The sequence below is a fragment of the Achromobacter sp. SIMBA_011 genome (genome assembly GCF_046535435.1).
Classification (GTDB): domain Bacteria; phylum Pseudomonadota; class Gammaproteobacteria; order Burkholderiales; family Burkholderiaceae_B; genus Achromobacter; species Achromobacter dolens.
The window spans coordinates 464,133-478,461 of sequence record NZ_JAWRWN010000004.1; the positions used below are offsets into that span (position 1 = coordinate 464,133).

The following is a 14,329-nucleotide window of genomic DNA, read 5'->3' on the forward strand; positions in this document are numbered from 1 at the left end:
GGGAGATCAGCGAGGATGACGGCGCCTCAACGCAGATCGCGCGGCAACAGCGGCTCGATTGCCGCCCACAGCTCGGCCGGGGTGTTGGCGCAGGTCTCGGCTTCCCAGGTGCTGATGTTGTCTTCTTCGCCGACGTATCCATAGGCGGCGGCGACCGCCGGCATCCCGGCCGCGTGCGCCGCCTGGATGTCGCGCAGGTCGTCGCCGACGTAGACGCAGCGGTCGGTGGCGAAACCGGCCTCGCGCGCGGCATGCTGCAGCGGCAGGGGATGCGGCTTGGCGTGGGCGGTGGTATCGCCGCAGACCAGCACGGCGCTGTCGCGGGTCAGGTTCAGGTGTTCGACGATCGGCAGGGTCAGGTAGGTAACCTTGTTGGTCACGATGCCCCAAGACAGGCCGCGCTGGCGGATATCGGCCAGCAGCGCCTCGATGCCCGGGAACAGCTTGCTGTGGACGGTGGAGCTGGCGGCGTAGTCTTCGAGGAATTGCAGGCGGGTCGGCTCGTATTCTTCATCGCCCGGCTTCAGCCCCAGCGCCACGCGCAGCAGGCCGCGCGCGCCCTGCGAGGCGACCGGGCGCAGCGTTTCGTAGGGCAGGGGTTCCAGTCCCCGGCGGGTGCGCTGCTGGTTGGCGGCGGCGGCCAGGTCGGGGGCGGTGTCGGCCAGCGTGCCGTCGAAATCAAACAGGATCAGGGCGCTCATTTGCGGGTAGCCATCAGGTAGTTGACCGAGGTGTCGGACGTCAGCGAATAGACCTGCGTGATCGGGTTGTATTCCATGCCGCGCATGCCCACCGGCTCCAGGCCGGCGCCGCGGGCGGCTGATGCCAGTTCGCTCGGCTTGATGAACATATCGTAGGTGTGGGTGCCGCGCGGCAGCAGGCGCAGCACGTATTCGGCGCCGATGATGGCGAACAGGAACGACTTCGGATTGCGGTTCAGGGTCGAGAAGAACACCCAGCCGCCCGGCCTGGTCAGCGTCGCGCAGGCGCGCACAATGGAGGCCGGGTCCGGCACGTGTTCCAGCATTTCCATGCAGGTGACCACGTCGAATTGGCCCGGCTGCTCGGCCGCCAGTTGTTCCACCGGCACCTTGCGGTACTCGACCTTCACGCCCGATTCGAGGCCGTGGAGCTTGGCGATCTTGAGCGACTTGTCGGCCAGGTCGATGCCGGTGACCTCGGCGCCCGCGCGGGCCATGGCTTCCGACAGGATGCCGCCGCCGCAGCCGACGTCCAGCACCTTCTTGCCCGCCAGGCTGCCCACGCTTTCCTGGATCCATTCCAGACGCAGGGGGTTGATGGCGTGCAGGGGCTTGAATTCGCTTTCGGGGTCCCACCAGCGGCTGGCCAGCGCGGCGAACTTGTCCAGTTCGGCCTGGTCTGCGTTGACGGTGGCTTGGGCGGAATCGTGGGTTTGGGTGCTCATGGGCGGTCCAGCATAAGACGGCTCTATATATAGAGGGTCGGCGGCGCCCGCGGGCGCCGGAGCGTTTGCACCGGATTGGTGCAAGCCGGGCGAAAAAAAGGGCCTCGCGATGCGAGGCCCTTTATTGTAGCTAGTCCGGCAATTACTTGCGGCTACCCACGATTTCGATTTCAACGCGACGGTTCTGGGCGCGGCCTTCCTTCGTCTTGTTGGAAGCGATCGGGTTCTTCTTACCCTTGCCTTCCGTGTAGATACGGTTCGGATCGATGCCCTTGCTGACCAGGTAGGCCTTGACCGAAGCGGCACGGCGCTCGGACAGCTTCTGGTTGTAGGCGTCCGTACCGATCGAGTCGGTGTGGCCGACGGCGATGATGGTTTCCAGCTCGATACCGCGAGCTTGCTGGGCGACTTGGTCCAGCAGTTGACGGCCTTCGGGCTTCAGGGTCGACTTGTCGAAGTCGAAGAACGTGTCAGCGTTGAACACGACCTTGGCCGCCATCGGGGCCGGCTTCGCCTTCTGTTGTGCAACCGGAACGCCGTCGCAGCCGGGGATGCCGGTGGCCGGGGTCCAGAACGCATCGCGCCAGCACAGTTCGTTCGTACCGTTCTTCCAAACGTTACCGAACGGATTGCGCCAGTTGTCCACCGTCTGGGGATAGGTCTGGGCCGAGGCTACACCCGAGGCCGTGACGGCGGCGAAGGCGAGCGCCAGAGCGAATTTGGAGGGTTTGTTCATGTTTCTCCTCGTTGAGCTTGAAGCTGGATAAGTGACTCGCAGCGAACCCCCGCCGCATATCAGGAAAACGGGGCCAGTATAGCAACGCCAAGAGCTGGTTCAAAGGAATAGCTACTGGGTTTCCTGCGTGCTGGAAACAATCTTAAGGCATTTGGGGGGCTTTGGCTTCCCTGGACAGCCGCATTGGTGCTGGATATGACGTTTTCCGCGCTCCATCCGTTTGCCATGTTGGTTTTTGACAACAGGCTCGCGGGACCTTGGCGAACGCACCGGTGCCGCTTGCCGCCGACATCCGGTTGCGGGGCCGCGCCGATGGCCGCTCGGGGCCCTTGGGGCCGCGATCCCAATCGAATGATAGAATTTCCTGTTTACCCGGCCCGGGTTCCTCCTTACACGATTCTGTCGTTATATATATGGATTCCTTTGCCAAGGAGACGCTTCCGGTATCGCTGGAAGAAGAGATGCGCCGCAGTTACCTCGATTACGCGATGAGCGTGATCGTCGGGCGGGCGCTACCGGATGTGCGGGACGGGCTCAAGCCCGTCCACCGGCGCGTGCTCTACGCGATGCACGAGCTCAACAACGACTGGAACCGCGCCTATAAGAAGTCCGCGCGTATCGTCGGGGACGTCATCGGTAAGTACCATCCCCACGGCGACCAGTCCGTCTACGACACCATCGTCCGCATGGCGCAGGATTTCTCCATGCGCTACATGCTGGTCGACGGCCAGGGCAACTTCGGTTCCATCGACGGCGACAACGCCGCGGCGATGCGTTACACCGAAATCCGCCTGGCCAAGATCGCCCACGAGCTGCTGGCGGACATCGACCAGGAAACGGTCGACTTCGGTCCCAACTACGACGGCAGCGAGCAAGAACCCCTGCTGCTGCCCTCGCGCCTGCCGAACCTGCTGGTCAACGGCAGCTCGGGCATCGCCGTCGGCATGGCCACCAACATTCCGCCCCACAACCTCCAGGAAGTGGTCGACGGTTGCCTTTACTGCCTGCGCAATCCGGCGTGCTCGGTCGATGAACTCATGGAGATCATCCCGGCGCCGGACTTCCCCACGGGCGGCGTCATCTATGGCATGTCCGGGGTGCGCGAAGGCTACCGCACCGGCCGCGGCCGCGTCATCATGCGCGCCAAGACCCACTTCGAGGACATGGAGAAGGGCAACCGCCAGGCCATCGTGGTCGACGCGATCCCTTACCAGGTCAACAAGAAGACGCTGCAGGAACGCATCGCCGAGCTGGTCAACGACAAGAAGATCGAAGGCATCTCCGACATCCGCGACGAGTCCGACAAGGACGGCATGCGCCTGGTGATCGAGCTCAAGCGCGGCGAAGTGCCCGAGGTGGTGCTGAACAACCTCTACAAGAACACGCAACTGCAGGACACCTTCGGGATGAACCTGGTGGCGCTGGTCGACGGCCAGCCCCGCCTGCTCAACCTGAAGCAGATGATCGACTACTTCCTGCAGCATCGCCGCGAAGTGGTCACCCGCCGCACCGTGTTCCAGTTGCGCAAGGCCCGCGAGCGCGGCCACGTGCTGGAAGGCCTGGCCGTGGCGCTGGCCAACATCGACGACTTCATCGCCATCATCAAGGCCGCCCCGACGCCTCCCGTCGCGCGCCAGGAACTGATGGCCAAGTCCTGGGATTCCTCGCTGGTGCGCGAAATGCTGTCGCGCGCCGACGGCGACACGCCGGGCGGCCGCGCGGCCTTCCGTCCGGACGACCTGGGCGCCGAGTTCGGCCTGCAGGGCGACGGCCTGTACCGCCTGAGCGACACCCAGGCCCAGGAAATCCTGAACATGCGCCTGCAGCGCCTGACCGGCCTGGAGCAGGACAAGATCGTCGGCGAATACAAGGACGTCATGTCCGCCATCGCCGACCTGCTGGACATCCTGGCCCGTCCCGAGCGCATCACCACCATCATCGGCGAAGAGCTGCAGGCCATCAAGGCCGAGTTCTCCACCGGCGCCAAGGACACGCGCCGTTCGGAAATCGAGCTGAACGCGACCGAACTCGACACCGAAGACCTGATCACGCCCACCGACATGGTCGTGACGCTGTCGCACGGCGGCTACATCAAGAGCCAGCCGCTGTCCGAGTACCGCTCGCAGAAGCGCGGAGGCCGCGGCAAGCAGGCCACGGCGATGAAGGAAAACGACTGGATCGACCAGTTGTTCATCGCCAACACCCATGACTTCCTGCTGTGCTTCTCGAACCGCGGCCGGGTCTACTGGCTCAAGGTCTGGGAAGTGCCGCAAGGCACGCGCAACTCGCGCGGCAAGCCGATCGTCAACATGTTCCCGCTGGCCGAAGGCGAGAAGATCACGGTGGTGCTGCCGGTCAAGGAATTCAGCGAAGACCACTACGTCTTCATGGCGACCTCGCGCGGCACGGTCAAGAAGACCCCGCTGTCCGACTTCTCCAACCCGCGCAAGGCCGGCATCATCGCGGTCGATCTGGACGATGGCGACTACCTGATCGGCGCCGATCTCACTGACGGCAAGCACGACGTCATGCTGTTCTCGGACGCCGGCAAGGCCGTGCGCTTCGACGAGAACGACGTGCGCCCGATGGGCCGCAATGCCCGCGGCGTGCGCGGCATGATGCTCGAGGACACGCAGAACGTGATCGCGCTGCTGGTGGCCGGGGATGAAACGCAGAGCGTGCTGACGGCCACCGAAAACGGCTACGGCAAGCGCACCCCGATCACCGAATACACGCGCCACGGCCGTGGCACCAAGGGCATGATCGCCATCCAGACCAGCTCGCGCAACGGCAAGGTGGTCGGCGCCGTGCTGGTGATGCCTTCGGATGAAATCATGCTGATCACCACCGGCGGCGTGCTGGTGCGTACCCGCGTCGCGGAAATCCGCGAAATGGGCCGCGCCACGCAAGGCGTCACCCTCATCAACGTCGACGACGGCAGCTCGCTGTCCGGCGTGCGCCGCGTGGTCGAGAGCGATGCGGACGATGACAGCGAAGACCTGGACGATGGCCAGGAAGAGGGCAACGGCGACGCCGCTGCAACGGATTCGACGGAACCTACGGAGCAATAATGGCCCGCCCCTGGAACTTCTCGGCAGGCCCCTCGGCCTTGCCCGAGGTGGTGCTGCAGCAAGCCGCTGCGGAAATGCTGGACTGGCACGGCAGTGGCATGTCCGTGATGGAAATGAGCCATCGCGGCAAGCACTTCGTGCAGATCTGCGACGAAGCGGAAAGCGACCTGCGCGATCTGCTCGGCCTGTCTCCCGACTACGCGGTGATGTTCATGCAGGGCGGAGGTTCCGGGGAGAACGCCATCGTTCCCATGAATCTCATGGGACGGCGCGGCACGCCGGCGGCCGACTTCGTCGTGACCGGCCACTGGTCGTCGCGTTCCCACAAGGAAGCCGGCCGCTACGGTGACGCGCAGGTCGCGGCCACCAGCGGTCAGGCGATACAGCTGGACGGCCGCGAGCAGGCGCCGTTCACCTGGGTGCCGCCGGTCGACACCTGGAAGGTGCGCAAGGATTCAGCGTACCTGCACCTGTGCAGCAACGAAACCATCGGCGGCGTCGAGTTCCTGGATTGGCCCGACACGGCCGCGCTCGGCGCGCCCGACGTACCGCTGGTGATCGACGCTTCCTCGCATTTTCTGTCGCGTCCGATGGACGTCAGCCGCTGCGGCATGATGTACGCCGGCGCCCAGAAGAACGCCGGCCCGGCCGGCGTGACCATGGCCATCTGCCGCCGCGACCTGATCGGCCACGCGCTGCCGATCTGCCCGTCGGCGTTCGACTACGCCAACGTGGCCGCCGAGCATTCGCGCTACAACACGCCGCCGACCTTCGCGATCTACATCGCCGGGCTGGTGTTCAAGTGGGTCAAGGCCAATGGCGGCGTGGCCGGCATGGAAGCGGCCAACAAGGCCAAGGCCGAACTGCTGTACGGCTACCTTGATAGCACCAGCTTCTATCGCAATCCGATCCACGCCCCCGTGCGCTCGCGCATGAACGTGCCGTTCGTGCTGCGCGACGAATCGCTCAACGACGCCTTCCTGCAAGGCGCCGACGCGGCCGGCCTGACCCAGCTCAAGGGCCACAAGAGCGTGGGCGGCATGCGTGCCTCGATCTACAACGCCGTGCCGCTGGCCGCCGTGGCCGCGCTGGTCGAGTACCTGAAGGAATTCGAGCGCCGCTATGGATGACGATCTGCAGCGCAAGCTGCGCCCCTTGCGCGACCGCATCGACGCGCTCGATGCGCAAATCCTGGATCTGCTGTCGCAGCGCGCCCGTGCCGCGCAGGAGGTGGGCGAGGTCAAGCACGCCGCGCACGCCGACGGTCCGGTGTTGCGTCCCGAACGTGAAGCCGAAGTGATCCGGCGCCTGCAGCAACTCAATCCCGGTCCGTTTCCGGCGGCCGGCGTGGCCTCGGTCTGGACCGAGATCATTTCGGCCTGTCGCGGCCTGGAGCGCGGCATGACCGTCGCCTACCTCGGGCCGCAGGGCTCGTTTTCCGAGCAGGCCGCGCTGGAGCATTTTGGCCACGCCGTGCAGAAGCTTCCCTGCGTGTCGTTCGACGAAGTCTTCCGCGCCGTCGAGGCGGGGCAGGCCGACGTCGGCATGGTGCCGGTCGAGAACTCGACCGAGGGCGCGGTCAACCGCAGCCTGGACCTGCTGCTGAACACGCCGCTGCGCATCCTGGGCGAGCGTTCGCTGGTCATCCGCCATTGCCTGATGTCGCAGTCCGGCAACATGGACGGCATCAAGACGATTTCCGCGCATCCGCAGGCGCTGGCCCAGTGCCAGGGCTGGCTGACACGCAATTACCCGGACCTGGAACGCGTGGCCGCGGCCAGCAATTCCGAGGCCGCGCGCGTGGCCGCGTCCGACCCGACCATCGCCGCCATCGCCGGCGAGGTGGCGGCGCCGGCCTGGAACCTGCAGGTCGTCAGCGCCGGCATCCAGGACGATCCGCACAATCGCACGCGCTTCCTGGCCATCGGCAACATCGAGCCGCTGGTCAGCGGCAAGGACAAGACCAGCCTGATCCTGGCGGTGCCGAATCGCGCGGGCGCGGTCTACGAGATGCTGGCGCCGCTGGCGGCCAACGGCGTGTCGATGACGCGCTTCGAATCCCGCCCGGCCCGCACCGGCGAGTGGGAATACTATTTCTACGTCGATGTCCTGGGACATCGCAACGATCCGAATGTCGCGCTCGCCCTGGATACCCTGCGGGCGCAGGTTGCCTACCTGAAAGTGCTGGGTTCCTACCCGGCGCCGTGAGTCCTCCATGACCAACACTTCCAAGCCTCTCGCCGCTCCCGCGCACGTCAGCGCCATCGCGCCTTACCAGGCAGGCAAGCCCATCGAGGAACTGGCCCGCGAATTCGGGCTGGATCCGGCCGGGATCGTCAAGCTGGCCTCCAACGAGAACCCGCTGGGCATGCCGCAGTCGGCGCGCGCCGCCATGCTGGCCGCCGCCGAGTCGCTGGCGCGCTATCCGGACCCCAACGGCTTCGACCTGAAGGCCGCGCTGGCCGCGCGCTACGAAGTGCCGATGAACTGGATCACGCTGGGCAACGGCTCCAACGACATCCTGGAAATCGCCGCGCTGGCATTGCTGGAGCCGGGTACGTCGGCGGTCTACGCGCAGCATTCGTTCGCGGTCTATCGCCTGGCCACGCAGGCCCGCGGTGCGCGCCACATCGTGGTGCCGGCCAAGGACTACGGCCATGACCTGGACGCCATGTTCGACGCCATCGCCGACGACACGCGCCTCTTGTTCATCGCCAACCCCAACAACCCCACCGGCACCTTCGTGCCGGGCGAGCAGGTGGCCGCGTTCCTGGAGCGCGTCCACGCCGCCCACGGCGATCGCGTCACGGTGGTGCTGGACGAGGCCTATAACGAATACCTGGAACCGCAATTCCGGTTCGACAGCACCGCGCTGGTGCGCCGCTATCCCAACCTGATTGTCTCGCGCACCTTCTCCAAGGCCTACGGCCTGGCCGGCCTGCGCGTGGGCTTCGCGGTGGCGCAGCCGACCCTGACCGACCTGCTCAACCGCGTGCGCCAGCCGTTCAACGTCAACACGCTGGCGCAGGCCGCCGCCGTGGCTGCGCTGGGCGATGCCGCCTACCTGGAACAGGCGTACACGTCCAACAAGGCCGGCAAGGCGCAGTTGTGCGAAGCCTTCGACCGCCTCAAGCTGCGCTACGTGCCCAGCTACGGCAACTTCGTGCTGGTGCACGTGGGCGATGCGCCGCGCATCAATCTGGCGCTGCTCAAGCGCGGCGTGATCGTGCGCCCCGTGGCTGGCGACGGCCTGCCCGAGTGGCTGCGCGTGTCCATCGGCCTGCCGCAGGAAAACGCCCGCTTCATCGACGCGCTGACCGCCATCCTGTCCGAATGAACGGCGCTTCCTCCAAGCCGAATCAGGGGGCCGCTGGCCCCCTGATTCCTGTGTTGGCCGTCGTCGGCGTGGGCCTGATTGGCGGTTCCTTCGCCGCGGCCTTGCGCCGGGCGGGGCAGGTGGGACGGGTGCTGGGCGTGGGCCGCAATGCCGCGTCGCTGGCGCGCGCGGTGGAGCTGGGCCTGATCGACGAGGCTGTCAGCGCCGAAGAGGCCGCCGCCCGCGCCGACCTGGTGTTCCTGGCCACGCCCGTGGGCGGCCTGCAGGACATGCTGGCGCGCATGCTGCCGCACCTGCGTGACGCGACGCTGCTGACCGACGGCGGCAGCACCAAGGCCGAGGTGGTCGATGCCGCCCGTCTGGCGCTGGGCGCGCGCATCGGCCAGTTCGTGCCGGGCCATCCCATCGCCGGCGCCGAGCGCAGCGGCCCCGATGCCGCCGATGCCGGCCTGTACCAGGGGCGTTGCGTCATCCTGACGCCGCTGGCCGAGAATAGTGCCGCCGCCATCGCCCTGGTGCGCGATGCGTGGCTGGCTTGTGGCGCGCAAGTCATCGACATGGACGCCGGCGCGCACGATCGGGTGCTGGCGTCGGTCAGCCACCTGCCGCACCTGCTGTCGTCCGTGTACATGGAGCAGGTCGCCACCGCCGAGGACGCCGCCACGCGGCTGGCGCTGGCGGGCAGCGGCTTCCGCGACTTCACCCGCATCGCGGCGGGTTCGCCCGAGATGTGGCGCGATATCTTTCTATCCAACCGCGGCGCCATGCTGGCGGAGCTGGCGGCCGTGCGCGCCGTGCTGGACCGCGCCGAGCGCGCGATCGATGGCGGCGACGGCGCGGCCTTGCTGGCATTGCTGGACACGGCGGCGCAGGCGCGCCGCAACTGGCGCAAGGAGTAATCGACATGGGCGCGTTGCCTTTCCTGGATCTGCCGCGCGTGCGGCGCGCGCAGGGCGTCATGGCCTTGCCCGGCTCCAAGAGCATTTCCAACCGCGTGTTGCTGCTGGCAGCCATCGCCGAGGGCGAGACCGCCATCACGGGGCTGCTGGATTCGGATGACACCCGCGTGATGCTGGCTGCCCTGCGGCAGTTGGGCGTGGCGGTGTCCGAGCTGGCCGAGGGCCGCGTCACCGTGCGCGGCGTGAGCCGCTTTCCGGTCGACAGCGCCGACCTGTTCATGGGCAACGCCGGCACCGCCATCCGGCCGCTGACGGCGGCCTTGGCGCTGATGGGCGGCGACTACCGCCTGTCCGGCGTGCCGCGCATGCACGAGCGTCCCATCGGCGACCTGGTCGATGCGCTCAAGGCGCTCGGCGCCCGCATCGACTACCTGGGGCAGCCTGGCTACCCGCCGCTGCATATCGGCCGCGGCGAGATCGCGACGCCGGCCGTGACGCAGGTGCAGGGTTCGGTCTCCAGCCAGTTCCTGACCGCCTTGCTGATGGCCGCGCCGCTGCAGGCCGGCCAGAGCGGCCAGCCGGTGGTGATAGAGGTGCTGGGCGAACTGATCTCCAAGCCCTACATCGAGATCACCCTGAACCTCATGGCGCGTTTCGGCGTGACCGTGCAGCGCGACGGCTGGAGCCGCTTCACCATCGCCGGCGGCGCCCGCTACCGCAGCCCGGGCCGGATCGCGGTCGAGGGCGATGCCTCCACCGCGTCGTATTTCCTGGCGCTGGGCGCCATCGGCGGCGGTCCGCTGCGGGTGACCGGCGTGGGCGCCGACAGCATCCAGGGCGACGTCAAATTCGCCGACACGCTGGCGGCCATGGGCGCCAGCGTGACCTACGGCGACGGCTGGATCGAAGTGACCGGCGTGCGCGTGGCCGAGGGCGGTCGCCTGAAGGCCTTTGACACCGATTTCAACCTGATTCCCGACGCCGCCATGACGGCCGCCGCGCTGGCGCTGTACGCCGATGGCCCCTGCCGCCTGCGCAACATCGGCAGTTGGCGCGTCAAGGAAACCGACCGCATTCACGCCATGCAGACCGAGCTGGAAAAGCTGGGCGCACGGGTGGAATCGGGGCCGGATTGGCTGAGCGTGATGCCACCCGCCGAGGGGGGCTGGCGCGATGCGCACATCGGCACCTGGGACGACCACCGCATGGCGATGTGCTTTTCGCTGGCCGCGTTCGGCCCGGCGGCGGTGCGCATTCTGGATCCGGGTTGCGTCAGCAAGACGTTCCCGGGTTACTTTGATGTCTACGCCGGCCTGGTGTCGGCGTAGCGACCACGGGCTCCGGCCCATTTTCCCTACATGACTTCGACTGATCCGATCGTGACTTCCGCTGCTCCCGTCATCACCATCGACGGCCCGACCGCCTCGGGCAAGGGCACCGTTGCCCACCGCGTCGCCAAGGCGCTGGGCTGGGCGGTGCTCGACAGCGGCGCGCTCTACCGGCTGACCGCCCTGGCTGCGATCAACCGGGGCGTCGACGCGGCCGACGAGCCCGCCGTGGCCCGCGTGGCCGAGACGCTGGACGTTCGTTTCGACGGCCCTCATGTCTACCTGGAAGGCGCCGATGTCGGCCATGAGATCCGCCGCGAGGCTGTTGGCAATTTCGCTTCGCGCGTGGCCGCGTTCCCCGGCGTGCGGCAGGCACTGCTCGAGCGCCAGCGCGCCTTTCGCCTGCCTCCCGGGCTGGTGGCGGACGGCCGCGACATGGGCACGGTGGTGTTCCCTGATGCGTCCCTGAAGGTGTTCCTGGTGGCCGACGTGGTCGCACGGGCTGAGCGGCGGCGTAAGCAGTTGATCGAAAAGGGAATTTCTGCTAATCTAGATAACCTTTTGCGGGACATGCGAGAGCGGGATGCCCGCGACACGCAACGCGCCACAGCGCCGCTTGCTCCCGCAGCGGATGCACACGTGCTGGATTCGTCGAATCTGACGATTGCGGAAACCGTGCAGGCAATACTGGATCTCTGGCAGGCCCGCCCGATCGACTGATCGGGCAGCCCCCCGCCAATCGTTTTTTTTATCGGCCCTGTCCTGGCCAGGCGACACCCCCACGGGACACCCCGCAAGGGCAAACCGGCAGGCAGGTATTTTGACTCCACTGTGGCGGGCAATCCGCTGCGGTGTGTTTTTAACGGCCATTTCGGCCCAATGGATTTCAACCCCATGTCTTCCGTTTCCACTACCGCCACCGGCGGCGAAAGCTTCGCCGACCTTTTCGCCCAGAGCCTCAAGAGCCAGGACATGAAGTCCGGCGAGGTCATCAGCGCCGAAGTCGTGCGCGTCGACCACAACTTCGTCGTCGTCAACGCCGGCCTGAAGTCCGAAGCGCTGATCCCCCTGGAAGAGTTCCTGAATGACCAGGGCGAGCTCGAAGTGCAACCCGGCGATTTCGTCTCGGTGGCCATCGATTCCCTGGAAAACGGCTACGGCGACACCATCCTGTCGCGTGACCGCGCCAAGCGCCTGTCGGCCTGGCTGCAACTGGAAAAGGCCCTGGAAAACGGCGAGCTGGTCACCGGCACCATCACCGGCAAGGTCAAGGGCGGCCTGACCGTCATGACCAACGGCATCCGCGCGTTCCTGCCGGGTTCGCTGGTGGACCTGCGTCCGGTCAAGGACACCACCCCGTACGAAGGCAAGACCCTCGAATTCAAGGTCATCAAGCTCGACCGCAAGCGCAACAACGTCGTGCTGTCGCGTCGCCAGGTGCTGGAAGCCAGCATGGGCGAAGAGCGCCAGAAGCTGCTCGAAACCCTGCACGAAGGTGCGGTGGTCAAGGGCGTGGTCAAGAACATCACCGACTACGGCGCGTTCGTGGACCTGGGCGGCATCGACGGCCTGCTGCACATCACCGACATGGCCTGGCGCCGTGTGCGTCACCCGTCCGAAGTCCTGCAAGTGGGTCAGGAAGTCGAAGCCAAGGTCCTCAAGTTCGACCAGGAAAAGAGCCGCGTCTCGCTGGGCGTCAAGCAACTGGGCGAAGATCCGTGGGTGGGCCTGGCTCGCCGCTACCCGCAAGGCACCCGCCTGTTCGGCAAGGTCACCAACCTGACCGACTACGGCGCGTTCGTTGAAGTCGAAGCCGGCATCGAAGGCCTGGTGCACGTCTCCGAAATGGACTGGACCAACAAGAACGTCGATCCGCGCAAGGTCGTGACCCTGGGCGAAGAAGTCGAAGTCATGGTCCTGGAAATCGACGAAGACCGTCGTCGCATCTCGCTGGGCATGAAGCAGTGCCGCCAGAACCCGTGGGAAGAGTTCGCCACCAACTTCAAGCGTGGTGACAAGGTCCGCGGCGCCATCAAGTCGATCACCGACTTCGGCGTGTTCGTCGGCCTGCCCGGCGGCATCGATGGCCTGGTTCACCTGTCCGACCTGTCGTGGACGGAAACCGGCGAAGAAGCCGTGCGCAACTTCAAGAAGGGCGACGAGATCGAAGCCGTGGTCCTGGGCATCGATACCGACAAGGAACGCATCTCGCTGGGCATCAAGCAGCTGGAAGGCGACCCCTTCAACAACTTCGTTGCCACGTTCGACAAGGGCGCCGTGGTTCCGGGCACCATCAAGTCGGTCGAAGCCAAGGGCGCCGTCGTGACGTTGTCCGTGGACGTCGAAGGCTACCTGCGCGCTTCCGAGATCTCCTCGGGCCGCGTCGAAGATGCCACCACCGTGCTGACCGCCGGCGAGAACATCGAAGCCATGATCGTCAACATCGACCGCAAGACGCGTTCGATCCAACTGTCGATCAAGGCCCGCGACAACGCCGAAACCGCCGAAACGATCCAGCGCATGTCCGACGCCAGCGCTTCGTCCGGCACCACCAACCTCGGCGCGCTGCTGAAGGCCAAGCTGGACCAACAGCGCAACGACGGTTAATTCGTGACCAAGTCGGAGCTGATCGCCGCCTTGGCGGCCCGCTATCCTCAGCTGGCCGCCCGCGACACCGATTACGCGGTCAAGACCGTGCTCGATGCGATGACCCAGGCCCTGGCCTCGGGCCAACGCATCGAAATCCGCGGTTTTGGCAGCTTCTCGCTGTCGCAGCGGTCTCCCCGCATCGGCCGCAACCCGAAATCCGGCGAACAAGTGCTGGTGCCTGGTAAACAGGTGCCGCATTTCAAGGCGGGCAAGGAATTGCGCGAGCGGGTGGACTTGGTCGGCGGCAACGACGAGGACGCTCAATCCTCTGGATCGAGCGAACCGATGCCGTCCATGGCTGGCTTGCACGCCATGCATTGACGGCACGGCCAGCAGGCCGCCTTCGGGCGGATCGGACCGCGAGCAAAGCCCCTTGAGCAATCAAGGGGCTTTGTTTTTGGGCTTCCCGCCAGCAGGCTTGGCGACCATCGAAGGCGCGCCTTTGATGGTCGATACACGAGGTGTGGAGGTCGCTTACAATTGACCCTCTCGAATTCTTAGGAGCATGCGTCATGCGCTACCTTGTCTGGGCCCTGCGATTGCTCGTGTTCGTGGCGGTATTGATGTTCGCGTTGAAGAACACCGATCCCGTCGCCGTGAAGTTCTATGCCGATTACGTGGTGCAGGACGTGCCGCTGATCGTCGTCATGCTGGTGGTGTTCGTGGTCGGCGCCCTGTTCGGCCTGCTGCTGACCGTGCCCGCCGCCATGCGCCGCCGCCGCGAGGCCATCCGCCTGCGCCGCGAACTCGACCGCGTGCAGGCCGCCGTGGCCGGCACCACGCCGGCCGTGCCGCCGGAAGCCGTCGCCCCGATGTCGCCGCTGTGACGGCGCCGCGCCATCCGCAGGCCTTTCTTTTCCGCATTGAATCTACGCAAGAGCCC

The 14,329-nt window shown here is 66.3% G+C and carries 13 protein-coding genes; 10 read left to right on the top strand and 3 right to left on the bottom strand.

Features of this window, described 5'->3' with window-relative positions; all coding sequences use genetic code 11:
• Window positions 1-26: 26 nt before the first annotated feature.
• The 3 genes from SB816_RS17830 to ompA all read right to left on the bottom strand — a co-directional run bounded on the left by SB816_RS17830 (window position 27) and on the right by ompA (window position 2,162).
• Window positions 27-701 (bottom strand): HAD-IA family hydrolase, encoded by a 675-nt coding sequence (locus tag SB816_RS17830; protein WP_175167614.1) that lies wholly within the window; start codon window positions 699-701, stop codon window positions 27-29.
• Complete coding sequence (ubiG, locus tag SB816_RS17835) at window positions 698-1,426, bottom strand: bifunctional 2-polyprenyl-6-hydroxyphenol methylase/3-demethylubiquinol 3-O-methyltransferase UbiG (RefSeq protein ID WP_410547343.1); 729 nt, start codon at window positions 1,424-1,426, stop codon at window positions 698-700. The genes SB816_RS17830 and ubiG overlap by 4 nt, the downstream gene beginning before the upstream one ends.
• A gap of 142 nt (window positions 1,427-1,568) precedes the next feature.
• Window positions 1,569-2,162, bottom strand: coding sequence for an outer membrane protein OmpA (gene ompA / locus SB816_RS17840; RefSeq protein WP_054429492.1), 594 nt, complete (start codon window positions 2,160-2,162; stop codon window positions 1,569-1,571).
• A gap of 413 nt (window positions 2,163-2,575) precedes the next feature.
• Here ompA and gyrA point away from each other — a divergent pair, with 413 nt between their 5' ends.
• The 10 genes from gyrA (at window position 2,576) to SB816_RS17890 (ending at window position 14,273) form a co-directional block, all read left to right on the top strand.
• The gene (gene gyrA / locus SB816_RS17845; protein ID WP_049072335.1) at window positions 2,576-5,233 is read left to right on the top strand and encodes a DNA gyrase subunit A; all 2,658 of its coding nucleotides are present in this window, start codon (window positions 2,576-2,578) and stop codon (window positions 5,231-5,233) included.
• Window positions 5,233-6,363: a 3-phosphoserine/phosphohydroxythreonine transaminase gene (gene serC / locus SB816_RS17850; protein WP_054501461.1), complete on the top strand. Its 1,131-nt coding sequence runs from the start codon at window positions 5,233-5,235 to the stop codon at window positions 6,361-6,363. Before gyrA ends, serC begins: the two co-directional genes overlap by 1 nt.
• The gene (pheA, locus tag SB816_RS17855) at window positions 6,356-7,441 is read left to right on the top strand and encodes a prephenate dehydratase (protein WP_054501460.1); all 1,086 of its coding nucleotides are present in this window, start codon (window positions 6,356-6,358) and stop codon (window positions 7,439-7,441) included. Before serC ends, pheA begins: the two co-directional genes overlap by 8 nt.
• 7 nt (window positions 7,442-7,448) lie before the next feature.
• Entirely contained in the window at window positions 7,449-8,570 is a 1,122-nt protein-coding gene (hisC, locus tag SB816_RS17860; RefSeq protein WP_054501459.1) for a histidinol-phosphate transaminase, read from the top strand.
• Window positions 8,567-9,469 carry a prephenate dehydrogenase gene (locus tag SB816_RS17865; RefSeq protein WP_410547344.1) on the top strand — a complete coding sequence of 301 codons (903 nt, stop codon included), beginning with the start codon at window positions 8,567-8,569 and terminating at the stop codon, window positions 9,467-9,469. The genes hisC and SB816_RS17865 overlap by 4 nt, the downstream gene beginning before the upstream one ends.
• Window positions 9,470-9,474: 5 nt before the next feature.
• The gene (gene aroA / locus SB816_RS17870) at window positions 9,475-10,797 is read left to right on the top strand and encodes a 3-phosphoshikimate 1-carboxyvinyltransferase (protein ID WP_175142216.1); all 1,323 of its coding nucleotides are present in this window, start codon (window positions 9,475-9,477) and stop codon (window positions 10,795-10,797) included.
• A 30-nt stretch (window positions 10,798-10,827) separates the two neighbouring features.
• On the top strand, window positions 10,828-11,517 hold the full coding sequence (gene cmk / locus SB816_RS17875; protein ID WP_410547345.1) for a (d)CMP kinase: 690 nt from the start codon (window positions 10,828-10,830) through the stop codon (window positions 11,515-11,517).
• A gap of 174 nt (window positions 11,518-11,691) precedes the next feature.
• Window positions 11,692-13,404, top strand: a complete 1,713-nt coding sequence (gene rpsA / locus SB816_RS17880) for a 30S ribosomal protein S1 (protein WP_026382780.1) — start codon at window positions 11,692-11,694, stop codon at window positions 13,402-13,404.
• Between the two features lie 3 nt (window positions 13,405-13,407).
• Entirely contained in the window at window positions 13,408-13,767 is a 360-nt protein-coding gene (locus tag SB816_RS17885) for an integration host factor subunit beta (RefSeq protein WP_006388263.1), read from the top strand.
• A gap of 191 nt (window positions 13,768-13,958) precedes the next feature.
• The gene (locus SB816_RS17890) at window positions 13,959-14,273 is read left to right on the top strand and encodes a lipopolysaccharide assembly protein LapA domain-containing protein (RefSeq protein ID WP_049072347.1); all 315 of its coding nucleotides are present in this window, start codon (window positions 13,959-13,961) and stop codon (window positions 14,271-14,273) included.
• Window positions 14,274-14,329 lie beyond the last annotated feature (56 nt).